19 protein-coding genes are annotated in these 26,329 nt (G+C 42.3%); 6 read left to right on the top strand and 13 right to left on the bottom strand.

What is annotated here, in order from left to right:
- Positions 1–11: 11 nt before the first annotated feature.
- From msbA to rsmG, 6 genes are all read right to left on the bottom strand, one after another.
- Positions 12–1,799 carry a lipid A export permease/ATP-binding protein MsbA gene (gene msbA / locus JMX13_RS09315; RefSeq protein ID WP_227686278.1) on the bottom strand — a complete coding sequence of 596 codons (1,788 nt, stop codon included), beginning with the start codon at positions 1,797–1,799 and terminating at the stop codon, positions 12–14.
- Between the two features lie 143 nt (positions 1,800–1,942).
- Positions 1,943–2,386, bottom strand: a complete 444-nt coding sequence (locus JMX13_RS09310) for an ExbD/TolR family protein (protein WP_201612234.1) — start codon at positions 2,384–2,386, stop codon at positions 1,943–1,945.
- A 100-nt stretch (positions 2,387–2,486) separates the two neighbouring features.
- Entirely contained in the window at positions 2,487–3,230 is a 744-nt protein-coding gene (locus tag JMX13_RS09305; protein WP_201612233.1) for a MotA/TolQ/ExbB proton channel family protein, read from the bottom strand.
- 79 nt (positions 3,231–3,309) lie between these two features.
- Positions 3,310–4,470, bottom strand: a complete 1,161-nt coding sequence (locus JMX13_RS09300; protein WP_201612232.1) for a ParB/RepB/Spo0J family partition protein — start codon at positions 4,468–4,470, stop codon at positions 3,310–3,312.
- 121 nt (positions 4,471–4,591) lie between these two features.
- On the bottom strand, positions 4,592–5,368 hold the full coding sequence (locus JMX13_RS09295) for a ParA family protein (RefSeq protein ID WP_201612231.1): 777 nt from the start codon (positions 5,366–5,368) through the stop codon (positions 4,592–4,594).
- Between the two features lie 190 nt (positions 5,369–5,558).
- Positions 5,559–6,275: a 16S rRNA (guanine(527)-N(7))-methyltransferase RsmG gene (gene rsmG, locus JMX13_RS09290; protein ID WP_201612230.1), complete on the bottom strand. Its 717-nt coding sequence runs from the start codon at positions 6,273–6,275 to the stop codon at positions 5,559–5,561.
- 370 nt (positions 6,276–6,645) lie between these two features.
- Between rsmG and JMX13_RS09285 the strand changes: the two genes are divergently transcribed.
- The 3 genes from JMX13_RS09285 to JMX13_RS09275 all read left to right on the top strand — a co-directional run bounded on the left by JMX13_RS09285 (position 6,646) and on the right by JMX13_RS09275 (position 11,622).
- Positions 6,646–9,561: an ATP-binding protein gene (locus JMX13_RS09285; protein ID WP_201612229.1), complete on the top strand. Its 2,916-nt coding sequence runs from the start codon at positions 6,646–6,648 to the stop codon at positions 9,559–9,561.
- A gap of 129 nt (positions 9,562–9,690) precedes the next feature.
- Entirely contained in the window at positions 9,691–10,851 is a 1,161-nt protein-coding gene (locus JMX13_RS09280; RefSeq protein ID WP_201612228.1) for a WYL domain-containing protein, read from the top strand.
- Between the two features lie 111 nt (positions 10,852–10,962).
- Positions 10,963–11,622 (top strand): TerD family protein, encoded by a 660-nt coding sequence (locus JMX13_RS09275; protein WP_201612227.1) that lies wholly within the window; start codon positions 10,963–10,965, stop codon positions 11,620–11,622.
- Positions 11,623–11,776: 154 nt separating this feature from the next.
- Here JMX13_RS09275 and JMX13_RS09270 read toward each other — a convergent pair whose 3' ends face one another.
- Positions 11,777–12,757 carry an ion transporter gene (locus tag JMX13_RS09270; RefSeq protein WP_201612226.1) on the bottom strand — a complete coding sequence of 327 codons (981 nt, stop codon included), beginning with the start codon at positions 12,755–12,757 and terminating at the stop codon, positions 11,777–11,779.
- A gap of 704 nt (positions 12,758–13,461) precedes the next feature.
- On the opposite strand from JMX13_RS09270, the gene JMX13_RS09265 reads away from it, so the two are divergent.
- Positions 13,462–14,097: an OmpW/AlkL family protein gene (locus tag JMX13_RS09265; protein ID WP_201612225.1), complete on the top strand. Its 636-nt coding sequence runs from the start codon at positions 13,462–13,464 to the stop codon at positions 14,095–14,097.
- A gap of 168 nt (positions 14,098–14,265) precedes the next feature.
- Here JMX13_RS09265 and JMX13_RS09260 read toward each other — a convergent pair whose 3' ends face one another.
- Both JMX13_RS09260 and aceE read right to left on the bottom strand, forming a co-directional pair.
- Entirely contained in the window at positions 14,266–16,056 is a 1,791-nt protein-coding gene (locus JMX13_RS09260) for a 2-oxo acid dehydrogenase subunit E2 (protein ID WP_201612224.1), read from the bottom strand.
- A gap of 39 nt (positions 16,057–16,095) precedes the next feature.
- A complete protein-coding gene (aceE, locus tag JMX13_RS09255) occupies positions 16,096–18,909 on the bottom strand; it encodes a pyruvate dehydrogenase (acetyl-transferring), homodimeric type (protein ID WP_201543142.1) in 2,814 nt (937 codons plus the stop codon).
- Between the two features lie 692 nt (positions 18,910–19,601).
- On the opposite strand from aceE, the gene JMX13_RS09250 reads away from it, so the two are divergent.
- Together JMX13_RS09250 and JMX13_RS09245 are read left to right on the top strand one after the other, a co-directional pair.
- Complete coding sequence (locus JMX13_RS09250) at positions 19,602–20,066, top strand: hypothetical protein (RefSeq protein WP_201612223.1); 465 nt, start codon at positions 19,602–19,604, stop codon at positions 20,064–20,066.
- A gap of 285 nt (positions 20,067–20,351) precedes the next feature.
- Positions 20,352–21,134, top strand: coding sequence for a hypothetical protein (locus JMX13_RS09245; protein WP_201612222.1), 783 nt, complete (start codon positions 20,352–20,354; stop codon positions 21,132–21,134).
- 138 nt (positions 21,135–21,272) lie between these two features.
- Here the strand turns inward: JMX13_RS09245 and JMX13_RS09240 are convergent, their stop codons facing one another.
- From JMX13_RS09240 to glpK, 4 genes are all read right to left on the bottom strand, one after another.
- Positions 21,273–21,965, bottom strand: coding sequence for a TetR/AcrR family transcriptional regulator (locus tag JMX13_RS09240; protein ID WP_201543145.1), 693 nt, complete (start codon positions 21,963–21,965; stop codon positions 21,273–21,275).
- Positions 21,966–22,177: 212 nt separating this feature from the next.
- Positions 22,178–23,206 (bottom strand): endonuclease/exonuclease/phosphatase family protein, encoded by a 1,029-nt coding sequence (locus JMX13_RS09235; RefSeq protein ID WP_201612221.1) that lies wholly within the window; start codon positions 23,204–23,206, stop codon positions 22,178–22,180.
- A 316-nt stretch (positions 23,207–23,522) separates the two neighbouring features.
- The gene (locus JMX13_RS09230; RefSeq protein WP_227679158.1) at positions 23,523–23,993 is read right to left on the bottom strand and encodes a glycine zipper domain-containing protein; all 471 of its coding nucleotides are present in this window, start codon (positions 23,991–23,993) and stop codon (positions 23,523–23,525) included.
- A 490-nt stretch (positions 23,994–24,483) separates the two neighbouring features.
- Positions 24,484–26,076 carry a glycerol kinase GlpK gene (glpK, locus tag JMX13_RS09225; protein WP_201612219.1) on the bottom strand — a complete coding sequence of 531 codons (1,593 nt, stop codon included), beginning with the start codon at positions 26,074–26,076 and terminating at the stop codon, positions 24,484–24,486.
- Between the last annotated feature and the right edge of the window lie 253 nt (positions 26,077–26,329).

Raw genomic sequence — 26,329 nt, 5'->3', positions numbered from 1 at the left:
ATTGAGCACATTTACTCAAAATCGCGCGCATACATTTGCGCATAATGACCGTGCAATTGCATCAACTCTTCATGTGTACCAAGCTCAACAATATGACCACCATCTAACACAGCAATGCGATCAGCCGCCTCAATCGTTGTTAAACGATGCGCAATCACCAGTGTCGTGCGGTCTTTCATGACATTATCCAGCGCTTTTTGAATATAATATTCTGACTCATTATCCAGAGCGCTGGTGGCTTCATCTAAAATCAAAATCGGCGCATCTTTTAATAGTGCTCGAGCAATAGAGATACGTTGGCGTTGACCCCCAGACAGCTGCAAACCCTCAGCGCCTATCTCACTTTGATAGCCATTTGGCATTTTCATAATAAAATCATGAGCAAAAGCGTCTTTTGCGGCCTGCTCAACCTCAGCTTGGGTTTTATCCGCCAGACTGCCATAGGCAATATTATTAAACACCGTGGTATTAAACAGCACCACTTGCTGATTGACCATCGCAATCTGGGCACGCAAGCTCTCAAGCTTAATATCTTCAATTGGCATGCCATCAAGGATAATTTGCCCAGAAGAAGTGTCTAAGGTACGAGTAAGCAAGTTGACTAAGGATGATTTACCAGCCCCGCTACGCCCAACCAATGCCACCGTCTCGCCTGCATGCACGTCTAAAGTAAAGTCACGTAGCGCCACAGTTGAATCAGGATAAACCAAGCTGACATTATCCAGTTTGATTTCACCTGCTAAGATTGGATTAAGTATTCCAGTGTCTTCTTCTTCTGGCTCATCCAATAAGGTAAATATTGACTCGCCGGCCGCGAGCCCTCTTTGCAACTGTTGATTGACATCAGTCAATGAACGCACAGGCTTACTTAATAGCCCCGCTGCAGCAATGTAAGAAATAAACTCACCTGCTGAAATATTATCTATCACCGCAGGGCGCAGCGCGAGCCACACCACTACCGCCATGGCTATTGCCATTAATAGCTGTACGGCTGGAGTATTGATGCTATTGGTCACAACGACCTTCATCCCTTGGCGCAGGTTTTTCTTCGACGTGGTATCAAAGCGTTTAGCCTCGTAAGCTTGTCCACCATAATTCTTAACCACTTGATAGCCATTAATCACTTCATTGGTGATATGACTGACATCGCCCATGGTTTCTTGAATACCCTTTGAAAGCTTTAAATAGCGTTTTGAAGCTACCCGTATCAGCCATAAAATCGGTGGCAGCACGACAAATAAAATCAAGGTCAAACGCCAGTTGCTATAAAGCAAAAATCCTATCAAAGCTACCACAGTCAAGCCATCGCGTAATAAGGTCTTCATCGAATCGGTACTAGCTGCCGTCACCTGCTCGACATCAAAAATCAGCTTGGACGAAATCGTCCCTGCTGGATTTGCTAAATAAAACGAGCTTGGCAAACGCAGTAGCTTATTAAATACTTGCACACGTAGCTCATACACAAGATTGCGCGAGACTAACGCCGTATAGTAGTTACCTAAAAAGCTCCCTACACCACGGACGAAAAACAACAAGACAATAATAAACGGAAATAAATCTTGCTTACTTTGATCATTTTGATTAATGGCATCAGTGATATATTGCAATAATTTAGCAATCCAAATCTCTGTTGCCGCATTAATTGCAAAGCCGATAACCATCAGTAATAGCGCCCACCAATATGGTTTAAGGTAGCTTAACAGACGTAATAAGGTCTTATGCTTAGGCGTATTTGATGGTGCTGCTGATAGCTTGTTAGCAGAAGTTTTTTTAGAGTCAGGTTGATTAGCTTGGCTCATAAAAGCCTCAATTTAGGTATAAATAAGAAATGAATAAAAGGTGCACAGCAATGGCGATTATTTATAAGATAAAACATTAAAGGCTGTTAGAGTAATGGTAGCAATGCTTAATAAGCTTTACTACCTTATCAAATACCGTAAAGTTATTTTGGTGATGATTGCGGTAAAGGCTGACCAAGTGGCACAACCGTACTGATATTTAGATTTAAAAAACCCAATTTACCAGCGATATCCATGACCCGTACCACGGATTGATGCGTGGCATTTGCATCGGCAGCAATCACAAATAGCATATCGCGATTACTACCCGCCTCTTGTTGTAGCATGCTGGTTAATTCAGCCTCGTTGCTACTGGCAAGCGTAATGCCATTGACCAAATAACTACCATCTTCTTGCACGGCCACTTCAATACTATTTTTCTCTTCTGTCAGTGCCACGCCCTCAGCTTCGGGAAGAATGATATTTAAGCGGCTAAAGTGATTAAACGAGGTCGCTAGAAGTAAAAATACGATTAAAAATAATAAGCAATCAATCATCGGCGTAAGATTGATTTCAAGTGGCTCAACGGTCGGTTTTCTAAAGCGCATATCAGTCTCTTTAATGTACCTAATATTTAATGTGCCTAATATTTTTTGAGATGCTTATACTTTTTTGCTCAACAAATAATCATCAATAATGCTATTGCTATTATAAAGTCGCCGCTGCAGTATTATCCAAATCTGATGTGTCAAGAGAAAGCTCATTACTTACTTGACTCTCTTTACTATTTACTGCTGTATGGCTGCCTGCATGAGACGTAGCAGAATCAGGAATATTATCTAATAAATGATAATCATATAACTCTTGAATCATGAGCCCTGCTTGGGTCTCAAACTGCGCATTGATATCGATAATACGGCGCTGAAAATAACGATAAGCAACCAAAGCTGGGATAGCGACAATCATACCAGCAGCCGTGGTAATCAAAGCTTGTGACACGCCAGCAGCGAGCATGGTTGGGTCTTGCATCGCGCCATCCGTAATCGCCAAAAACGACGAGATAATGCCCAATACCGTACCCAACAGACCAAGCAATGGCGCAATTGCACCAATGGTGCCAAGCATATTGATATTTTTTTCTAATTGATGCACTTGTACGCTGGCACGGTTTTGCATGTGCATCGTCATCGAGTCTAAGCCGTATTGGCGATAAAGCAGGCCAGTCGCTAGAATATCACCCAAAGGGGTTTTTTCTTTGACATTCATCAACTGCGTACGACCTATATCACCGTTTTCACGTAGGCGGGTTATCAGCTGTTCGCGCAATCTATTGGGTACAATCTTATTAAACTGCAAAGTATGACTACGTTCGATAATAATAACCAATGCCAATATTGAGCACACCACGATAGGTGTCATCAGCCAACCACCTGCTTTTACCAGCTCCCACATACTGACTCTCTTCTATGTTTTTATAAATTATTAAAAGATGGTTTACATTTAAATAGTTAGTTAAGGCTCATAAAAAGCCTTAAGCCTGCGCTTCTATATGCTTAATTAAGGCAGCCAGTTGATCTTGACTATGGAAAAATATCTCAACACTACCCTGCCCGTCTTTTTTATGCTTGAGCTTTACCTCCGCCCCTAACATGTCGGTTAAACGTTGGGTCAAACGCTCTACATCACGAGACTGTACTTGCTCAGTGCGATTGACTTTAGGAGCAGGTTGCAGGATGGATTTTACCAACTTTTCAGCTTCGCGCACCGTCATACCACCATCAATGATTTTTTGCGCAATGATAGGCTGCTGTTCTGATGATAAAGCTAACAATGTACGGGCGTGCCCCATATCTAAAGCACTGTTTGCCAAATGGTCTTTGACTGTGTCGTGTAATTGATTCAAACGCAAAAGGTTCGAAACCGTGGTACGCGCCTTACCAACGACTTCGGCAATCATGGCATGACTCATACCAAACTCTGTATGGAAACGCTGTAAAGCAGCAGCCTGCTCAATCACCGATAAATCTTCTCGCTGAATATTTTCAATCAATGCCAATGCAATTGCTAGCTCATCAGATAACGCACGCTCAATCGCTGGTATAACCGATTTACCAGCCATTTTTGCCGCACGCCAGCGGCGCTCACCGGCGATAATCTCATGCGTAACCAAGGCTTCACTTTTGTCTTCATTCGCCAGTAATGGACGAATAACGATCGGCTGCATGACACCATGTTGTTCAATAGAAGAGGCCAATTCTGCTAGCGCTGTTTCACTCATATCACGGCGCGGTTGATACTTACCTGCTTGCAGACGCGTAACATCGATTTGCACCAAGCTGATCTGGTCTTCAGGGGCACTATTCTCTATCGCATTTACACGAGCTTTATTAGCAGGAATTTTCTTAGTAGTACGCGCTTTACGATTATTACTGTCAGTAGATTCATCTGTGATTGACGAGGCGGAAGGCTTTTTAATAGGTTTTGTATCTGCAGCTTTGTCTGCCGTGCTGGCATCGTCTTGCTGTCTGTTAGCTTCTGATATGTCAGTTTCTAACATTGCATCTGACACAGTAGGCTCGCGCACCACCGTATCATCTTGTAAGGCAGAGGCGGCAATTTGCTTTTCTTTTTTGATTGACCCTAATAAGGCGTCTAAGCCTCGATTAGCAGCCAACCCTCTTTTCTTTGCCATGATTACCTATCCTCTAACGCTAAAATAAAAAGCCCAATGCTTACTACTGCCGGCTTACTGATAAATATAATTTGCTGTTTTTACTGATGATTAGCAGCTTATGATTAGAAAGCTATAACTATTAACTTTGCTTCATCACTTCAGCTGCCAGTTTTTGATACGCGCGTGCGCCTTTTGACCATCTCTCGTAGGCGATAACTGGTAAGCCATGTGCCGGTGCTTCTGCTAGACGAATATTTCTTGGAATGTGAGTCTTGTACATAATCTCGCCAAAATGCGCCTCTAATTCAGCAGACACATCACGCGCCAAGGTATTACGCGCATCGAATAAGGTTCTGACCACGCCGCGAATATACAGCTTAGGATTAAGTTCAGTGAGTCGCTCAATTGTCTGTGACAAGTCCGCTAAACCTTCTAACGCATAATATTCACACTGCATCGGAATGATAACGCTGTCGGTGGCAACCAAAGCATTAATCGTCAGCAAGTTTAAGCTCGGTGCACAATCGATAATCACATAATCATAAGCAGGTTTATTGGCGGCGATTTGATCGTTGACCAACTGCGCCATCGCCGTTTTAAATAGCTCATGACTGTTGGTCTTACTCATTAAAGTGATGTCCATACCCGCCAAATCACGATTAGCACCGATGACATCAAACCCTGCAGGGCTACTCACAATCGCTTTAGACAGTGCAACATCATCAAGCAGCACGTCAGCGATGGTCAGCTCTAATTCATTCTTATCCACGCCAGTGCCACTGGTCGCATTACCCTGTGGGTCTAAGTCAATCAGTAGTACATGCTTGCGCTTGGCCGCTAAGCTGGCAGTCAAATTCACTGCCGTCGTGGTTTTACCCACGCCGCCTTTTTGATTCGCAATTGCTATGATTTCCATACACTCACTCAATTTAATTAGGATCTATTACTGATTTTACTGAAGCATTTTGCTGCTCGTGCTTATTGTTTTACTCAAATACCTGACGCTTACCTATAAGGTTACTTAAACACCTGCGTATAAACGATAAGACCATTTATATGTCACTATAGAACAATTGTTGTCTTACAGTGTATTGCGTGCTCATAGCTTAGACATTTTTATAAGATAATTCAATTAAATGACGACTATCTTGTAAACGCGGTACTTTTAACGGAATTGTCTTAATCTGCCAACTGCCATCTAGCGCCTGTAATTCTTCATCGCTTGGAGCTTTGCCCTTCATCGCGCATAAATAACCATTATCCACCAAGCGCGGCTGAGCGACTTCGACAAAATCAATCAAGCTAGCAAAAGCTCTCGATGTTACTACCTCATAGCTGGCTTCATGCGCTTCAATACGCGAGGCGATTGGGTGCATGTTACTCAAACCAAGCTCGCTGCTGATTTGTTTAATAAAGCGAATTTTCTTCTGATTGCTATCAAGCGCGGTACATTGGCGCTCAGGCTGACAGATAGCGATAATCACCGCTGGCAAGCCCGCTCCCGTGCCAATATCCAGCAGCGACCCTGATGGTAAATGCGTTATAATAGCCAAACAATCGATGATATGTTTGATCAGCGCTTCGACTGGATCGGTAATAGCGGTCAGATTATACGCTTTATTCCATAATAAAAGCTGGTCTAAATACAATAATAACGTGCGCTGCTGCGTCGTACTTAATGCAAGACCCAACTCATCTATTGATTGCGCCAATATATTTGCCAGTGTGGGTAATTGCGCACCGAGCTTTACAAAACCTGTCGGGTCAATATGAATGTTACCCGTGTTAGCAGATGATGAAGAGGTTTTAGTAGAATCTGACATACGGGTTATCCAGTTTTGACATGTGAACCGTCTATTTTATCATGCAGGCTGCCTATTGAATAGTTGCAGATTGCGCCAATGTACGCCATCTTATACTATCTACCCCTATATTGAAGGCTTATCTTCTTCGACAGTCATCACATTATCTTAGCAAAATTAATATGACCTCAACCTAATTAATAAAAATATCCATTTCTCTATGATACAAAATTGCGCTGAATGTCTTGTCTAAAACGCGCCTATATCTTGTAAGATGTCCTGATATATTATTAAAAAGATTCATTATTAAAAGTGCATTCTTAAACTTAGCGCCCAAACAGCAAAAGCTCACCAACCATTCCGCCCTTTTAAAACGACTTACTATATCACTATGACCGAACCGCAAAATACACCTATGAATCAAGACCCAAAAGACAACAATCCTATGGTAACACCTGTTAATAAAGCAGCAGAGTCAGAATCATTAATAACGAATCTGCCTAAAAAAAAGCCCTCTAAAACAAAGCTACCTAAAAAAGAACTGGCACGCAAAAAGCCGTCAGACACTACTGAGCCAGATAGCACATTAGATGCACCTAGCACGCCTCATGCGGTATTTATCGATGTTAATGAGCGCTGCCTTATCAGTGCCGAGCAGCTTAAGCGTTATACGGATACCAATGAGCTACCGAGCGATACCCGCACTGCCCCCGATTTAGATATCGGCTTTGGGCAACAGCGTGCCCTTAAAGCGTTATATACGGCACTGGATATTCATGCCAGCGGCTATCATGTGTTTGCCGCTGGTGAAAATGGTTTAGGTAAACGCACGGTTATCAGTCGCTTGCTACAGCGGATTGCCGCTGACGCACCAACACCCGATGATTGGGTTTATGTATATAACTTTACCGATCCACGTACACCGCAAGCATTACGTTTACCTGCTGAGCAAGGGCAGATATTACAACAACAGGTCAATCAATTGTGGCAGCAAGCCAAAAAACGACTTAGTCAGCGTTTTCGTAGCGATCAATATCAAAGCAAAATCGAAGCCATCAAAAATGATACCCATCAAAAAGAAAGTCAGGCTTACGACGACCTAAATACCGAAGGCAAACAGTACGATTTGGCATTGACGTTTCGTTCATTTGATAATAAAGCGGTATTTGTACATCCTAGCCAGCTACCCAAAGAAGAGAGCAATAGTGAAGTTAAAGATGACAAAACCTCTAACAACCAGGAAAATAAGTCAATAAAAGAGGAAATTCAAAGAGCCAACATTCCAAATGCCCATATTTCTAGTGCTGATGATAGCGTTAGCAAAGATGTTAACCACGACTACGGCAAGAGCGAATATGAGGCTGAGCTGAATAATTTTGCGCAAAAGAACCATATGCAAAAGCGTTTAAGTCAGTTAACCATCGCGTTAGAGCAATTAGAAGACGAAGCCAATGATGCGATTGAAGCGCTACATCGCAATATTGCACGTCGAGCACTACAGCCCTTATTTGCCCCTATCTATGAGCAGTTCGCTGCCCATCCATTGGTTATCGACTATCTAAAAACCGTATTTGCCGATATGGTCACGCATGTCGAGCGTATCGTCAATGGCGATGACGAAGAATTTGTGACGGCAGTCCTCGCTACAACGCCGAGCCGCTATGCAGTGAACGTCATTGTCAGTCACGCATCAGATAGTGGGGCACCTGTCATCTTTGAAGACTTGCCGACGCATTTAAACCTATTGGGTCATGTCGAGCAAATCACCCAATTGGGCACGGTGACCACCGATGTCAGTATGATTCGAGCAGGTGCCCTGCACCGTGCCAATGGCGGCTATCTATTGTTAGAAGCCAGTCACTTACTTGAGCACCCTTATGCATGGCAAGGTCTTAAGCGCGCGCTCCAATCACGTAAAATCAAGCTGTCAAGCCTTGAGCAGATGCTCACCTTAACGGGTAGCCTATCGCTCGCGCCCGAACCCATTGACCTTGATATCAAAGTCATTTTACTTGGCGAAGCGGATTTATATTACGAACTTCTAGAGCTTGAGCCAGAGTTTGATGCGGTATTTAAAGTACGCGCCGATTTTCATGATGATGTGACTCGCAGCCCTGAGCACGAATTGGCATTGGTGGCAAAAATGGCCGACATCATTGATTATGCCAACCTCTATCCTTTTGATAGTAGCGCCCAAGCCGCTTTACTTGAGCATTTAAGCTTACAAGCAGAAGACCAAGACCGCTTAAGTTTACATAGCGATTTATTGATTAAGCTCTTACATGAATCCAACCGCCATGCACGTTTGAGCGGTAAAAATATCGTTAGCGCCATTCATGTCACTTATGCTATTGACGATATGGATGAGCGCTCAGGATATTTGCGCGACCTTTATTGGGATGAGCTAAAAAATGGCCAGCAGCTTATTCAGACCCAAGGTGATGCTGTCGGGCAAGTAAATGCGCTCACTGTCGTCAGCTATGCCGATAGCGAGTTTGGTATGCCCGCTCGTCTGACAGCGGTCATTCAACCAAATATCGGCGCGGGCGAAATCCTCGATATCGAGCGCGATGTGGATTTAGGCGGTAGTTTACACGCCAAAGGCATGTTGATTATGACCAGTTATTTGCGCGCCTTATTTAGTCAGCATCATGCGCTAAACTTTAGCGCCTCGCTCGCTTTTGAGCAAAGTTACGCCCATATCGATGGTGATAGTGCCACGGTCAGTGAAGGCTGTGCATTGCTATCTGCTCTAGCAAACGTCCCTATAAATCAATCTTTTGCGATTACCGGTTCGATGAATCAATTAGGCGAAGTCCAAGCAGTTGGCGGTATTAATTCTAAAATCGCCGGTTTCTTTGACGCTTGTCGTGAGCAAGAGCTGACAGGACAACAAGGCGTGGTCATTCCAATGGCCAACGTCAAACAATTAATGCTACGTGACGACATCATTGCCGCCGTTCAAGCAGAGCAATTTCATATTTATGGTGTACATACCTTAAGTGAAGCCTTGACCTTAATGACCGGTTTGCCTGTTGATACTATGAATAAAAAAGGTCGTTACCGCAAAGAAACTTTATTTGGCAAAGTACTAAGCCGTTTGATGCTTTGGGACGAAAATCAGAACACTGATGATGAAGTCGATGATAAAAAGTCGAAAAAGAAAGCCAAGAAAAAGCGCCAAGCTAAGCGTCAGAAAAAACAAGATAAGCAAAAAAAGGTCAAGAAAAAGAAAGGTGACTTAGATACAAGTCCAGACGTAAAGCCAGATGAAAACATAGAGACAAATACAGAAGTGCATCTGTAGACGTTGTCATGCTTTTCTGCGATGATTGGTTTTTGTGTTTTGCCTTTGCCTTTGACTTTGCTTTTCTTATTGATAAAAAACTCAGAGAAGCTAGCAACCAAACCTGTGACTGAATAAAGGTTATCTTTAATGACTGTACATTCTATTGACGCCGATAGTATTCAAGCTCAAGCAGCTGTTGATAAATCAGCAACTGCGCTAGTGATGAGAGAAGTTACTGAGCAAAATGAAGAAGTTAATGCAGATAATAAAGCGTCTGAAGAAGCAGCAGATAATCGTCATGGAGCCGCGACGACGGCGCGGCAATGGCAAGTACTGTCGCAATTGCAGCGCAATCGCTGGGTAGGTACAACCCATGTTTACGAGCAGCTTATATTGGCAGGCTTTGATATCAGTTTACGCACGGTGCAACGCGACTTAAATGCTCTTGCTAAACGCTTTCCTATCGAAAAAAACAATGCCAATCCACAAGGCTGGCGCTGGAAAGATGATGCGCCGCTGCAAAGCTTACCGCATATGAACTTGTCACAAGCAGTTGCCTTTAATATGGTCGAAGCCAATCTAAGCCAACTGCTACCGCCGGTTATTTTAGATGAACTATTCCCTTGGTTTGACTTAGCACGCAGGCAGCTCAAAAACAGCAAAGTCACGCATTCCTGGATTGATAGAGTACGTATCGAGCCTGCAACTCAGCCCTTAATTGCCCCGCATATTGATTTAGAAAGTAAAGACAACATTTATCATGCCTTATTTTATCAATTACAAATACAAGCCAGCTATACCCGCAGTGATAAATCACAAGCCAGCGAATATACCCTAAACCCTATTGCTATCATTCAGCGCGGGGTAATTATTTACCTATTGGCAACGCGTACCGATGACCCAGAAATGATTATTCGTACCTTTGCTTTGCATCGATTTACCAGCGTCGAGATATTAGAAAGCGCGGCTAAAACTCCAGATAAATTCCAATTGGATAACTATCTAGATGCAGGTGGCATGGGCTTTAGCCATCCTCTATTTAGCCAGCTGCCCGATCATGGAAAACATACCGTGGTTGAGCTACAATTTACCAAACAAGCGGGCAAAAGCTTAACGGAAAGTAAGCTGAGTGACGACCAAATAGTCATCGTCAATAGCGATGAAACGCTTACCATACAAGCGACCGTCAACTTAACCTCGCAGCTGGTTTGGTGGTTACGTGGCTTTGGTAGCGGTCTATTAGATGCTAAGCCCGCGCTGCTTTATCAAGCCGTATTAGACAAACCAATAAATTATGAAGAAAAATAGCTCATTATTAATGATTATGAAAATCTAATAGCCATACTCAAACACCCTAACGCTTATAATATTTAAAATAACTATTGCAACATTCAACATGTAAAATCCAAAAGGAATATTATGTCGACCACTATCCCATCACCACTACTTTCAGACAGTTTAAGAGGGCTGGGTTTAGATGCGGGAACGTTATTCTTTGCGCTAAATTATGAATTTACCAAGATTGAGCAAAAAGGCTTATTTAAAAATTTAAAGAAGCGCTTTAAGAAAAATGAAGGCGCCATTGATATCGACTTGGCCTGCGTGCTGTATGACGATAACTGTACCATCAGCGATATTGTTTGGTTTAAGCAGTTACGTGATAAAGCCGAATCGGTCAAGCATCAAGGCGATAGCCTCAATGGCAAAGATCGCGGTGAGCAAGCGATGTACCTTGCACCCCTTGACCAAGAGCAAATCCGGCTTTATTTAGATAAAATCCCCGCGCACATTACTCATATCGCTTTGCTTGCTAACTCTTATCATGGACAGCCTTTCGGCAGAGTCAAAAAAGGTGAGATTCATTTAAGCGATGATGAAGGCAACCGCTCTTTTGAAGTTAATTTAAAGCAGCTGCCGCGTGATTGCATTACGCTTTGGGTGGCGCACTTGCGCCGAGAGGTGGATGACTGGCATTTGACTTTACAAAACCTACCCCTGCCTGCGTTAGATTTATCCACAGCCGCGCAAGAAGTGGCGCATGAATTAGCACGCGCCCTGCCCATTCCGCAAGGGATTTAACATTAATATAGAAAGGTAGGATTGGTTTCTGCTTATAAAATGAAAAGAGTGAGACGCCATTTAATAACGTCTCACCCTTTTTTTAAACTAAAAACTTTTGATTTAAGAGCTGCTCTTAAGAATCACCTTTAAGAAAAATGTTTAAACTTCAATATTACTCTAACGGCTCACCGCAATGCGGGCAAAAATTCTTTTGCCGCACTTCCCTTTCACGGCGTTCCAGCTCTTGCTCACGCAATACTTGCAGCACAATCTCTTGTGCTTGCTCCTTATCCAAACCAAGCTCGCGGCGGATTTTCTCAATCATCATCTGATTCTGTACCAAATCAAAATCACTATCGACCAATTGTCCGCGAAAATCTTGCTCAAGCTCTTCACGGCGCTGACTGAGCTCATTTGCCAGACCTGTCGCCAAAATACCGGCTGGTAATGCAGCCAGACCGACACCTAATATGGTAATAATTGCACCCAATATCTTACCGGCATTGGTGATAGGCGTTACATCGCCGTAGCCAACCGTCGTTAAGGTGACCACCGCCCACCACATGGCTTTGGGTATCGATTCAAACTCGTCTGGCTGCGCGTGGTTTTCGACCAAATAAATCCCACTCGATGCCGTCACAATCATAATAATCAAGATAAAAAGGACCGCTTGAAACGAGCCTTTTTCCTTACTGATAACCACCAATAAAATACGTAAGGAAGCAAAATAACGGGTGAGCTTAAGTATGCGAAACAGACGTAAGATACGTAAGAAGCGTAAATCGATACTGACAAAGAAATTCAAGAATGCAGGCGCAATCGCAATGATATCAATCAAAGCCGATGGACTTTTTAGCCATTCCCAGCGCTGACGCCACGTGGTATTGTCCGGTTTCGCTTCAGCAACACTCCATAGCCTGAGCAAATATTCGATAGAAAATACGATAATCGAGAAATTTTCAAACCAAGTAAAATACTCTTGATACGGATAGTACCAGTTATCTACAGATTCAGCGATGACCGCGGTCACGTTCGCCATGATCAAAAGAATGAGGAAGTAGTCAACATAGCGACTAAAGAGCGTGTCATGCTCATCGTTTTGTAGAATGTTATAGACAAAAAGACGCAAGCGCCGTATAGATTGGAGTAGCATGGCGTCCCTATGCGGTTTTAGACCGGTCTTATATGAATAAAAGCCAAGTATGGACAATCGATGAATAGCTGAATTGATTCTAAAAATATGGTTTTTCTTAGAAAATTAGTGATGGATTGCTTTTAAAATTAAAAGTATCAAAATTAAAAGTATCAAAGCTGGTTTTACTTTGATTTATCCATCAGCAGTCACGATTATACAAAATTTAGATAATAAATGTAGGTTGCCGCTAACAATATAATAGCAATCACAAAAAAGACCAAGCGTAGAAAGCGCTCATCAGCTCTTAATTGACCGCTTAAATTTTGCGCAGGTAATAAGAATAAACCACATTTAGGACAACACGAATCAATTTGGTTTAACAGTTTGATTGAACGGGCATTTTCACAGCGCAGTGGAGAATTACTACAATAGCCAAGCATAATATGTAACCAGAACCTTTAGCAAATAGTAGAAAAAGCGAAAAATTAAAACTGATTAAAAAATAGACCTTAATTTAACCTATCACATCAATCGCAACTGTAACTTAAAATATAAATATTACTACTTTCTATGCAATGCCTTACTTTTGGTAAGGTTTTTGTATTATAATAGAGAGATAATGTTACGAGTTAACAATAACTATAACATTGTGTATCGGTCACTAATGTCATCCCTCATTAGAAACTGACCAATAATCATCTATTATGTTGAGGAATCAAACGATGAAACTACAATCCCTAGTTTTAGCTGCTGCAACTGCCCTTACTATGACCACTGCTTTTGCTGTACCTGCTGGTACTTGGTCAGTCGCTGCCGGCGCACACTATGTTGATCCTAAAAGCGATAACGGTAACGTCACTATAGGTAATACAAATTATGCTGTAGATGTTGACGGCGATGTACGTCCAACCATCAGTGGCGAATACTTTATCGCTAATAACGTTGGTGTTGAACTACTAGCGGCTATTCCATTTCATCATGATTTCACTTTAACTGATGCAAATGGTAGTGAAATCACAGGTAGAACTCAACATTTACCACCGACTCTTTCACTACAATACCACTTCGACGGCTATAACATGCCTATGAATGTGAAACCATTTGTTGGTGTTGGTGTGAACTACACGACTTTCTTTAAAGAGAAAGCCAATGTCCCAGGTACTGAGTTAAAACTTGACGATAGCGTTGGTGTTGCTGGTCATATTGGTCTTGATATCCCATTTGCTCCTACCGAGTCTTTCCGTATTGATGCCCGTTATATGGACATCAAAACTGATGCTACTTTAAACGGTGCAGATATTGGTGAAATCGATATCAGCCCTTGGGTTTATGGTGTTGCTTTTGTAAAACAGTTCTAATATAGCCCATTGCTATAGACTGAACGGCATAAATAAAAGAAGCCAGCTTAATAGCTGGCTTCTTTATATCTGTCATTTATCTATAATTTAGTGAAATAACAGATATAAAAAAGACCACCCGTAGACAGTCTTTTCATGATTCATACTATTTTTAAATAATCATAAAACCTATAGCAAAATCCGACGTGGATCCGCCAATAATGTTGCGATATAACGGGTAAATACCGCGGCATCGGCGCCATTAATCACCCGATGGTCATAAGACAATGATAGCGGCAACATCAAACGCGGCTCAAAGGTTTGCTTAGTTGCATTCCAACGCGGCTGCATACTGGCTTCTGATACGCCTAAGATACCCACTTGTGGCCAATTTACTAATGGTGTGAATGCAGTACCACCTAAGTTACCTTGACTAGATATCGTAAAGCTCGCGCCTTGCAAGTCTTTAGTCGTGAGCTTCTTATCACGCGCTTTAACCGCAAGTTCCCCAATTTCAACGGCAATCTGCTTAAGCCCTTTATCTTGCACATTTTTGATAACAGGTACAATTAAACCGTCATCAGTCGCTACTGCAATACCCATATTGACACTCTTACGTAAAATAATTTGGGTATTATCGTCGCTCAAATGACTGTTAAAACGCGGATGCTGAGTCAATGCGTAAGCAGTCGCTTTGACAACAAAAGCTAAAATAGTGAAGCCAATACCTTCCGCTTTCATAGCACCTTTAAGCTCACCACGTAACTTTTCAGTTTCTGTGATGTCAGACAAGTCAAACTGCGTCACTTGCGGCAATAAGGTATTATAATTAAGCTGCGGTATCGACACTTTTTGTAGGCGGCTTAAATCTTGTACTTCGGTTTCACCCCATATTTCAGTATTACTCATATCAGGTAAGCTTGGTAGGCTTGAGCTAACTCCATTGCTACTTGCAGGTGCTACTTTTTGCGTATTCAAGCTATCTTTTACATGCGCAAATAAATCTTCTTTTAAGATACGATCATTAAGCGCCGAACCCGTCACTTGGGAGATATCAACCCCTAGCTGACGCGCAAGCTTACGCACAGCAGGACCGGCATAGATATCGACCATTTTTTCGTTGACTTGTGCTTCGCTCAGCTTAGCATTTGTAGCGTTCGTATTAGTCGTAGATTTAGCGGCTTTTTTGGGCTCGCCAGTCGTTTGCGACTTAGCAGACTGCTCAGCTGATTCAGTTTTATTAGTTGGGTCAGCAGGTTTTGATGCTTGCGATTCAGAAGCCTCTGCTTTACTCTCATTTGCCGTACTCGTGCTAGCTGCACCTTCAGCAATAATGACGATAAAGTCTTGACCATTCGCGACCATATCACCGGCTTGCACCAATATTTTTTCGACCTTGCCAGCTTCTGGCGCTGGTACTTCAACCGATGCTTTATCAGACTCAATAAGCAAAATGGATTGATCAGCAGTGACGATATCACCGACACTGACCATAATCTCAGACACTTGCGCTTCATCAACACCTAAATCGGGCAAAGCATGAGTGGTTGATTTTCCTACTTGCTCGCCTGCTTGCTCACTTGCTTGTTTGGCAGGTTGAGAAGTATTTGCCTCAACTGCGTTAGCTTTAGTATCAGTATCGCTTTGCTTTTCGACTGACTGATTATCCTGCGACTCATTTTGTTTATCAGTGCCAGATTCTGTTTTGTTTTCTGTGTCAGTGCTTTGGCTGTCATTTTGGCTATCAGAATCAGTATCGCTTTCAAGCTCAATAAGCACCATACCTTCGCTCACTTGGTCGCCAACTGCCACGCTAATCTTAGTTACTTTACCGGCAGCCGAGCTTGGTACTTCTACTGAGGCTTTATCAGATTCCAATAAAATAATATTGTCATCTTTTGCAATAACGTCGCCAACTTCGACCATAATCTCACTGACTTCGGCGCTATCGACACCCAAATCGGGGGCTTTAATATCCATCCGTAATTCTCCTTGTATTATGTTTGCCTTGTCTTTTGGCTATTCTTTGACGTCATCATCATTGAGTAAAGCGGCGTCGGCTGGGTCTTCTGCGCGACCTTCGCTACTTATCTCATCATCATCTTCATCGACAAACTCTGGTACAGGGCTCGGATTGACATTGTCAGGGGCTGGCGCATCTGGGAAATGATCATAATGAGGCTGTTGCTGCCATGCAGGCGGTTGATCGGCTTCGATACCAAAGCTTGAAATCGCATCTTTTACCAGACGCATCTCAACTTCACCCTCATCGGCTAAGCGCTTAAGCGTTGCAACCACGATGTGTGCGGCATCTACGTGGAAGAAGCTACGTAATTGCTCACGGGTGTCCGAGCGACCATAGCCATCAGTACCTAAAGTCGTATAAGGACGATTGTCAGGTAACCATGCACGGATTTGTTCTGGATAATTGCGCATATAGTCTGTCGCCGCTACGACGATACCTTCGTGTGGAGCAAGCTGTTCGGTGACCCATGGCACCACTTCTTCATCCATTGGATGTAGGCGGTTATAATCATCACAAGCCATACCATCACGAGTTAGCTCATTAAAGCTGGTCACACTCCAGACGTTAGATGAAATATTAAACTCATCTTGTAATATTTTGGCCGCTTTTTGCACTTCGCGTAAAATAACGCCTGAACCTAGCAGCTGAACTTGGCTTGAACCGTTGTCCTCTAACAAATACATACCACGTTTAATGCCTTCTTGGACGCCTTCTGGCATGGCAGGTTGTTCGTAGTTTTCGTTCATCAAGGTCAGGTAATAATAAATACGCTCGCCCTCGCCATACATACGGCGTAGACCATCATGCATAATCACTGCCAGCTCATAGCCGAAACAAGGGTCATAAGTGACACAGTTCGGTACGACGTTAAATAGAATTTGTGAATGACCGTCTTGATGCTGTAAGCCCTCGCCATTTAGCGTGGTGCGACCGGCCGTTGCACCAAGTAAGAACCCTTGCGCCTGACAGTCACCTGCCGCCCATGCCAAGTCACCAACACGCTGGAAGCCAAACATAGAATAGTAAATATAAAGCGGAATCATCGGTAAAGCATTGACAGAATAACTGGTTGCCAGTGCAATCCACGTACTCATCGCACCCGCTTCATTAATACCTTCTTCTAGCATGTGACCATCGATGGCTTCTTTATATCCCATTAAGGCTTCACTGTCTTCTGGGGTATATTTTTGCCCAGAAGCCGAGTAAATGCCCAATTGACGGAACATACCTTCTAGACCAAAAGTACGCGCTTCATCAGGAACGATAGGCACAACGCGGTCTTGAATGTCTTTATTTTTTAACATGGCAGATAGCAGACGTACAAACACCATGGTAGTCGATTGCTCTTTACCATTACTACCTTTAAGCACACGATCAAAAATAGACAAATCTGGAATATTGAGCGGTATATGACCACTACGGCGATTGGGCAGATGACCACCCAAGGCTTCACGGCGACCTTTTAGGTACTTCATCTCCAGCGAATCTTCTTTTGGACGATAAAACGGTAACGTCTGTAATTCGTCATCGGTAAATGGCAAATCAAAACGGTCACGGAAATACATCAAAGCTTCATGATCGAGCTTTTTGATTTGATGCGATTTATTTACCGCTTGTGCTTGGGTAGACAAACCATAACCTTTAACAGTTTTTACCAAGACAACGGTCGGTTGACCTTTGGTTTTCATGGCTTCACTAAAGGCAGCATAGACTTTCATTGGATCATGACCACCGCGGTTTAAGCGCGAAATATCATGATCAGACAGCTCGTTTGCCATCTCTTCTAGCTCTGGATATTTACCAAAAAACTCTTTGCGCGTAAATTCAGGCGTACGGGCTTCATATAATTGATACTCACCGTCGACCGCTTCTTCCATACGATATTTAAGCACGCCGGTGGTATCTTTATCTAACAAGCTATCCCATTGACCGCCCCAAACCACCTTAATCACGCGCCAGCCAGCGCCGCGGAATACCGACTCAAGCTCTTGAATAATCTTGCCGTTACCACGCACAGGACCATCAAGGCGCTGTAAGTTACAGTTGACCACCCAAATTAAATTGTCCAGTTTTTCACGACCGGCGAGAGAAATCGCACCCAAGCTTTCTGGCTCATCGGTTTCGCCATCACCCAAGAACGTCCAAATCTTGCGATCTTCTTTTTCTAGCAAACCGCGGTTTTCCATATAGCGATGCACGTGCGCATGGTAAATGGACATAATCGGACCCAAGCCCATCGACACGGTTGGGAACTGCCAATAATCTGGCATTAAGTAAGGATGCGGATAGCTCGAAAGACCCTTGCCGCCGACTTCACGGCGGAAGTTTTCCAGCTGTTCTTCGGTCAGACGACCTTCTAGATAAGAGCGCGCATAAATACCAGGCGCTGAGTGACCTTGATAATAAATCATGTCACCGCCGAAATGATCACTGGCAGCACGGAAGAAATGGTTAAAGCCTGTCTCATAAAGAGTCGCACTTGAAGCGAAGGTCGCTAAGTGACCGCCTAAATCATCATCATTTTTATTAGCGCGCATCACCATTGCCAAGGCGTTGTAGCGAATCAAAGCACGAATTTTACGCTCAATCGTTAAATCACCTGGGTACATTGGCTCATCTTCGACGGCGATGGTATTGATATAAGCGGTATCAAGACGGTTAAATGGCAGCCCTTCTTGTACTGCCATGTTATATAACGCTTTTAATAAAAACTGCGCCCGATCCTTATCGGCATGTTTGATAACGGACTCAAACGCTTCCAGCCATTCTTGGGTTTCGGTGCTATCAGCATCCTTATAATAATTCATCTTTATTAATCCTTTTTATCAGTCAGCCCTGCACGATGACAGGGTGTTATTAAATCAGAGTGTGGTACGTGTTTTAATGAGCAATCGATTGACTTGATGCTTTCCTTATAACGTCCTTGCTGCATCTAAGCATTGCATTGCCATTCATGGTTATAACAGAGAATTCTAAATAGATCGTATCACTGTAGATTAGCATAGGCACATATAAACATCGTTGTAAAATTAAACGATATCCGCTACGCGATTCTCACTATCAAATGATAATGACACTCTATTATAGGTACTTATTGAGGGTTTGTTTATAGCTATAGAGAAATGCCAATATGACAAGTATTTTTGAAATAAATAGTGATTAGTTTTTAAATGAATAATTGTAGGCAAATTAATTAGGGTATGCCTCTACTGTAGGTTTAAGAGCGGCTGACTCATAAAAATCTAAAGGAGCTATAATAGAACTATAAACATACGGCTGTGTTCAAACATATTTTGATTAGATAAAATTATAAACATTATCCACTTTATAATTAAATAGCATATTCCTTAGAATTACCTCATAATCTTTAAATTATATAGTCGCTATATCATCTAATAGTAATACAGTATTTAAAGTACATAATAACCAATGGTAATAGACAATTTGAAGCTCAATCAGCTTGTAGATAGCAACATGAGAATTAAGGAAGAAATATACTATGAAGTGCCTTAGATTTTTAAAGGTTATTTTGTCAGCAGCTCTATTATCTATAATTTCATTAAATCTGGCGTATGCTAATAATGGAGTAAAAATGGAGCTAACCACTAATGAAGTATTTAAGGATCAGCAGGGTAAAGTAGTTTATATACCTGTCAGAACAGCTTCAACTGGTGCTATCATTGAATACAAAGCTACTTACACTAATACCTTAGCACAAGATTTAAATGACTTAATTATCACTTTGCCAATTCCTTCAAGCATGACATTTACTGGTGAGGCACATCCCGCTAGCGCCCAAGCTAGTATCGATGGAAAAGACTATGCAGATATACCATTAATGCGTCAAGTAGCTGGTAAAGTCACTAAAACCCCTCTTGCTGAATACCGTTATATTCGTTGGAACATCAAACTATTACCTGCAAAAAAATCTGCTAATGTATCTTTAAATACGACAGTCAATTGAATTCTGTATTAAATCCTTTATAACGACACTACTATAGAAGATGCTTACTTTAGATTGCGCTTCAAATTTGATGAAGACTTATTCAAACGCGAAGATTCACGCAAAAATAAGCCGCTCAGCGCGAATTCTACGTTATAATTCCTCCTAGTTTTCATTTATTCTCATTGTCGTAAGCCATGCTTACGGCAATTTTGTATTAACGGGGCGATATTTTTTATCCCATGATAACTAACCCGTTTAAATACAAACCTCTAATACTTATTACCTTACTATAAGGTTGTTCTTATGCCTCACCCTAGCACTCAAGCCGCTGACTATAAAAAACCTTTATATACTGCGTTATCAGCTGCGTTACTACTATCAGCCGTTTCTTGTGTATCAACGCCAAGCGCTGCGCCAAAAGTTAATACACTAAAGATAGCAGATTACTGTCTTAGCAGCAACGATACTGAAACCTTAGCTTCTTCTAAAGCTCAAAGCGCCCAACAGCGCGCTATGAATTGCATGTTGAACGAATTGCAAATTTATCAGCAAAAAAACATGAGCGCGCGGCAACAATATTTTGCTTACAAAGCTCAGGCTTGGCTGAACTATGCCACTGATAAAGACAGTATGAATAGTCGTTCAGACGCTGGCGTGGAAGCTGCCCAAACAGCAGAAAATATCTTGCAAGCGTTAAAAAATGATAAAGTTGAAAACCTTGAACTTATAGAGGACATTCCATCTACTTCTGCGCTCATGCGACCTGATTTATGGGCAGCTTTAAACGCTCTTAAAGATAGTGGCGGCATCAATAGTGCGCCACGCGAAATCGCCTTTAGTGAAGTGTCATTAATATGGGCAGCTACCGACCAGTGTGAGCGCGGCGCAAAATCATCAAACAGTCACTTTCGGTTGGCTGATCGCTGGCTTGAGCAAGCGCGCGAGGCTTTCGTTAACACCCACGACTCAAAAGCGAACGTCGCTTTAGAAGCGCTTATCGTGCGTTATTATGAAGAATACGCCCCTTTAGATTCAAGCGATGATACTTGTAACGGTCAAGCGCTAACAACGATTGATAAAAATTAGATGCTTTTGGGGCGATCGCCCTTGATAGCTAAATAAATGTTTAATAAATACGCGCAAAAAAGCCGACATCATGTCGGCTTTTTAATAATATCTGTTATTTGATTTTAAATTCTAGGCTAATTTCATAGGGATTAACAATTAGCGATTTTTACGCGGTAATTTTTCTGGTAAGTAGCAGCGCAGATAAGCGATAGATGCGGTATTGGCTTCTTGTAAATACTTATCGGTAATGCTTTGATGACGGCGGTAAGAAACCGTAAAAATGGCATTGATAATGCTAAAGGTAATCAATAATACATCTTGAATATCTTCAAATTTCGGCATCTCATAACGCTCTGATAGGCGTTTATAAACCAATTGCACCACTTGATTGTCCATATGCTCACCATAACTGTCACCTTCAAAATCAGGCGTATTGGTGTCATAAATCAATTTGGCTTTGGTTTGATCTTCATCAAATATTTGTACGCAACGCTCAATCAGTGCGGTCAAATAAGCTTGCCATCTGTCATAATCAACGGTTTCAACAGTGGTAAGTACTTCTAAGATGTCGATGGCATTTAAAAAACGCAATGCTAAAAATATCGCTTCGATGTTTGGAAAGAAATGATAAGCAGAAGCTCTTGGAATACCTGCTTCTTCACAAACAGCAGCCAAGGTAATATCGTTAATCGCTTGAGTTTCACTCAATTTTTTCGCGCCCATCAATAGCTTTTGACGGCGTGCGCGACCTTGCTGACTGGTAAACTTAAATTTATTAGGCACCAGCTTTTTTGCTAGCTCCGAATCTACCAACACATCTTCAATTTTGTCGTCTTTACTTTCACTCATGATAAATCTCTTAATGTTACGCCCCATCTTTATAAATATAGTCTTCATCGGATAGCATCTGTCCTAAATCTAAGAACATTCTATCAACCGGTAATTTGGGTCAATAGCACCACTACTATACTCAATGAAGAGGCATGATAAACGCTTGTACACAGTCAAGCAAGGGACATGAATAGGTTAAAAATAATCCACTAACTACGCAAAAAATGGGTTTAATTGTGAAGTTTTATTTTCGCTCGTATAATACCATGATCAGTGACTCTATCGGCATAATCCCACTTCAAATGGTCATTAAAATAGTCAACTCGCTCAACATGACCGAGCGAAAACTTACTATCAGGCAAAAATTCTTCTGAAACAAATAACTGATCAATCACTTCTGGCATACCCTGATAAATATGGGTATACGCCACATCTTTCATCCAACCATAACGGGCTTGGATACGAGCAGCATCAAACAATGCTACGTCACGCATACTCTTATCATAATTGACTTCGCCAGTTTCGGTCATAAATTGAGTGGTAACGCTACCGGTGACATCGTTCATATCACCTAACAAGATCAATGGCTCACGAGTATGATGCAAGCGTTCAATGATAGAAATACGAATAGAGGCGGCTTCTGCAGCGCGCATACATAAACTACGCAGCTTGGCACGAATGCGAATGTTTGGATCGTCCATATCTTCTAATAAGTGACCATTTTCATCGCGTAAGAAAAAAGCCCGTTTGCTTTTTAAATGCGCGGTAATAATAGTAATCGGCTGCCCATAAGCGTTCACTCGTAATATGAGCGGTGGGCGATTAAAGCGCTGATAAGGTCCAATATCAGGAATGTCAATGATCGCTTTTGGCTCTATCTCTTCTAGCAAGGTGCTTTCTAACTGTTCAAAGCGAGTGATAATACCGACGGCTGGTGTATTTTGCGCGCCCTTTCCTTGGGTATAAGGACTTGCACTATCGTTGCTTGCCAGCGGAATCACTACATGCTTAGGCTCAAATCCCAATGATAGCGCTAATGCTTCGAGCGCATTGCTATCCCATACTTCTTGCACAGCAATGATATCAGCATGTGCCTTTGCCAATAAATCGGTAAGGCCGCGCAGCTTATGGTCGTATTCTTTGTTAGTATAAGCAGGTGCGTTTTCGTAATAAATTCGATTAGGATTGGCAAAATTTAGTAAATTGGCAGTTGCTATATAAAATTGTTTAGAAGCACTACCTTGCACATCATTAATCATAAATCGCCTATTATTATTATTTTTAATAACTGTCTTTTATCACCATATATTCATATATAACAATATACATTAAAAAAGCCTCCAAAGGAATCTTTGGAAGCTTTAAAATAACATAAAACAGACTTGTTTTAGCCGTTAGTAGAATAAGCTCTACAATCCGACTAACTCTAGTAATGAGAGAGTAAGCTTTTGTATTGTTTGCTTACTCATATTAAATACACCATTAATTAACCTTAACTATCAGAATTAAAAAATATCAGGTTATTCATTATTACTTTTATTGGCTATCGTCGTGTTTTGTGAGCCTAGAGTACTATTATGATAAGCGGTTCCAAGCATCACGTGAAGCGCGACGGGCATCATTCCATTCTAGACGCGACTCACCTTTTACTTCATGCCATGAGCGCTCTAAATCTGACTCGTGGTCTTCAAAACGAGCCTCGGCTGGATAACGTGCGCGGTTTGCATAACCAACAGCATACGCTGGATGTAAATCGCGGTCAAAGTCATGACCTTCACGATAATAATCTGCCTTAGCATATTCTGCACGCCAGTAAGCTTCTTCACGTGTCGGATCGATGGCTTCCGCTGCCGCATGACCTGCACCGCCGCCAACGATAGCACCAATAGCACCACCGATTAACGTACCAAGTGGACCTGCCATTGTACCAATTGCGGCACCTGCTGCTGCACCGCCAAGACTACCGATACCTGTACCGAGTGGATGTGAACCTGGTTCACCTGTAATTGGATCAGCATTCAAATCTTGCTTACTTTCTTTTGACATATGCTTGACGGCAGTACGATCGATACCATCATGGTCATCGATGATATTGTCATTTTCATGTCTAACGATTCTATTGCCATTGATATCGTGGTCAGTGCCAGTTAATCGACGTTCATTATCATCGATAATACGCTCTCTATCACCTACTTCAACATAATCGTCATTAACTACACGGTTATTAGGGTCTGTAATACGTCCATCGTTATTCATAATATTATCCTTAAATTATTTGTTATATATTAGAGTTATTGATTGCTAATTCGTTGATGAGTCAACAATTAAATACTGTAAATTAGCGGTGTTGCTTAATTCCTCTAAAGTATAGGAATTTATCAATAGCGACAGATAGATAGGTTATGTAAACTCTGTCCGAATTACGATTACCTTACGTTACAGCCTGTATCCTTATCACGATTTTGTAGGTCAGTAGAGCATTTTGAGTAATTTTTAACTGAGTTGCTATGGTGCTTTAGAAATTTTAATTATAAATTTACATCACTTTTAATGCTCTATCGATGGCTCGTTGCCACTTATTAAGGTGCTGCTGACGTCTATCGGCAGACATTTTAGGCTCAAAAATCCGCTCAACTTGCCATGACGCTTGCATTATTGATTCATCGTATAGACCGGTTTTCAATCCTGCCAATAAAGCCGCACCTTTAGCAGTGATTTCTGTGTCTTTGGGGCGCAACACCGGTACGCCTAATAAGTCGGCTTGAAACTGCATGAGTAAGTCATTGTTAGCTGCGCCGCCATCGACTCTTAGCTCAGTCAATGGATGAGGACTGTCTTTTTGCATGGCAATAAGAACATCGTACGTCTGATACGCCACCGCTTCCAATGCCGCGCGCGCAATATGGGCTTTGGTGGTACCGCGGCTCATACCCGTAATACTAGCACTGATATCGGAGCGCCAATAAGGGGCGCCAAGTCCTGTAAAGGCCGGCAATAAGACCACCTCTTCACTGCTATCTACTTGCCGCGCTAAGCTCTCAACCTCACTACTTTGTTGAATCATACCGAGATTATCACGCAACCACTGCACGATAGCGCCCGCCATAAACACACTGCCCTCTAAGGCATAAGTGACTTCTCTTTTAGGCGGCTGTAGCATACGTCTACCAGACTGGACAATTTGATCAAAGGATAGATTTTCTGGACGAGTTGGCGTTGATTTGCGTTGCCAAGCAATAGTAGTTAATAGCTTATGCTCGCTCAGTTTTGGCTTTTCACCAATATTCATCAGCATAAAACAGCCGGTTCCATAGGTATTTTTTGCCATGCCTGCATCAAGGCAGCCTTGCCCAAACAGTGCTGCCTGCTGGTCGCCTAATACCGCCTGAATAGGAATTTGTTTGGCAAATAATCCTTTTTTGGTTTTACCAAAATCGCCATCAGATGGCAGTACCTTGGGCAATATATTCATTGGTACACCAAAGCAGGTACATAACTCCTCCGACCATGCCAGTTTATGGATATCATACAATAAGGTACGACAAGCATTGGTCACATCGATCACATGCTCGCCGCCGGTTAAATTATAAATAAGCCAGCTATCTATAGTGCCGACAGCGATTTCCCCTTTATTGGCGCGTACTCTTAATTTAGGATCGTTTTCTAACAACCACGCGATTTTACTGGCGCTAAAGTAAGGGTTCAAACGTAATCCTGTGATACGCTGCACTTCACTTGCCATGTCATCATGGTTATTATCGGTCTTAGCGCCCGCGCTTTCTGCAGCAAGCGTTTTACAATAGCTGGCGGTACGGCGGTCTTGCCAAATAATAGCAGGCGCTAGCGGTTTACCCGTTTGCTTGTCCCACATCACGATAGACTCACGCTGATTGGTAATCGCAATACTGGTAACATCGGTTGCCAGCAGCCCTGCCTGATTAATCACATCATGGGCACAGCTAATCTGCGTTTGCCAAATCTGCTGCGCATCTTGCTCGACAAAACTTGCCTGCGGAGTTTTTAAAGTTGTCGGCTGCTGCGCCATTTTAATCGGGCGGGCATGGTCGTCATACAGTATCGCCCGACTCGACGTCGTACCTTGATCTAGCGCTAAAATATATCCAGCCATCACTCACATCCTATTTTATATAATGTTTTTTCTTGGTTTTTATGCGCTTGTTTGATTCATGTGCTGTTATCGCTATCTATTTATGACCAGTACTTTTGTTTATCTTAAGCAATTTACTATTTAAGCAACCTTTAGTCACTCATCCATAAACCCTCACCCATAAACAGTGCTATTATCTGGCTTAAAGTTAAACACTTAACATAAAAGCCCCACTCATTCAACGTAAAATAAGCGAATAGTGAGCATTGACCCG

It is taken from the genome of Psychrobacter immobilis (assembly GCF_904846285.1).
Lineage (GTDB): Bacteria > Pseudomonadota > Gammaproteobacteria > Pseudomonadales > Moraxellaceae > Psychrobacter > Psychrobacter immobilis_D.
This window is presented reverse-complemented; position numbering and strand designations above follow the sequence as displayed.

What these genes read in the sequence shown, in the direction of transcription:
- JMX13_RS09265 (WP_201612225.1), top strand. Translation starts at nt 13,462, where the DNA reads ATGAAACTACAATCCCTAGTTTTAGCTGCTGCAACTGCCCTTACTATG.
- rsmG (WP_201612230.1), bottom strand. Translation starts at nt 6,275, where the DNA reads ATGTCAGATTCTACTAAAACCTCTTCATCATCTGCTAACACGGGTAAC.
- JMX13_RS09275 (WP_201612227.1), top strand. Translation starts at nt 10,963, where the DNA reads ATGTCGACCACTATCCCATCACCACTACTTTCAGACAGTTTAAGAGGG.
- JMX13_RS09235 (WP_201612221.1), bottom strand. Translation starts at nt 23,206, where the DNA reads ATGATTAATGATGTGCAAGGTAGTGCTTCTAAACAATTTTATATAGCA.
- JMX13_RS09310 (WP_201612234.1), bottom strand. Translation starts at nt 2,386, where the DNA reads ATGCGCTTTAGAAAACCGACCGTTGAGCCACTTGAAATCAATCTTACG.
- glpK (WP_201612219.1), bottom strand. Translation starts at nt 26,076, where the DNA reads ATGGCTGGATATATTTTAGCGCTAGATCAAGGTACGACGTCGAGTCGG.
- JMX13_RS09305 (WP_201612233.1), bottom strand. Translation starts at nt 3,230, where the DNA reads ATGTGGGAGCTGGTAAAAGCAGGTGGTTGGCTGATGACACCTATCGTG.
- JMX13_RS09230 (WP_227679158.1), bottom strand. Translation starts at nt 23,993, where the DNA reads ATGTCAAAAGAAAGTAAGCAAGATTTGAATGCTGATCCAATTACAGGT.
- aceE (WP_201543142.1), bottom strand. Translation starts at nt 18,909, where the DNA reads ATGAATTATTATAAGGATGCTGATAGCACCGAAACCCAAGAATGGCTG.
- JMX13_RS09270 (WP_201612226.1), bottom strand. Translation starts at nt 12,757, where the DNA reads ATGCTACTCCAATCTATACGGCGCTTGCGTCTTTTTGTCTATAACATT.
- JMX13_RS09260 (WP_201612224.1), bottom strand. Translation starts at nt 16,056, where the DNA reads ATGGATATTAAAGCCCCCGATTTGGGTGTCGATAGCGCCGAAGTCAGT.
- JMX13_RS09280 (WP_201612228.1), top strand. Translation starts at nt 9,691, where the DNA reads ATGACTGTACATTCTATTGACGCCGATAGTATTCAAGCTCAAGCAGCT.
- JMX13_RS09285 (WP_201612229.1), top strand. Translation starts at nt 6,646, where the DNA reads ATGACCGAACCGCAAAATACACCTATGAATCAAGACCCAAAAGACAAC.
- msbA (WP_227686278.1), bottom strand. Translation starts at nt 1,799, where the DNA reads ATGAGCCAAGCTAATCAACCTGACTCTAAAAAAACTTCTGCTAACAAG.
- JMX13_RS09240 (WP_201543145.1), bottom strand. Translation starts at nt 21,965, where the DNA reads ATGAGTGAAAGTAAAGACGACAAAATTGAAGATGTGTTGGTAGATTCG.
- JMX13_RS09250 (WP_201612223.1), top strand. Translation starts at nt 19,602, where the DNA reads ATGAAGTGCCTTAGATTTTTAAAGGTTATTTTGTCAGCAGCTCTATTA.
- JMX13_RS09300 (WP_201612232.1), bottom strand. Translation starts at nt 4,470, where the DNA reads ATGGCAAAGAAAAGAGGGTTGGCTGCTAATCGAGGCTTAGACGCCTTA.
- JMX13_RS09245 (WP_201612222.1), top strand. Translation starts at nt 20,352, where the DNA reads ATGCCTCACCCTAGCACTCAAGCCGCTGACTATAAAAAACCTTTATAT.
- JMX13_RS09295 (WP_201612231.1), bottom strand. Translation starts at nt 5,368, where the DNA reads ATGGAAATCATAGCAATTGCGAATCAAAAAGGCGGCGTGGGTAAAACC.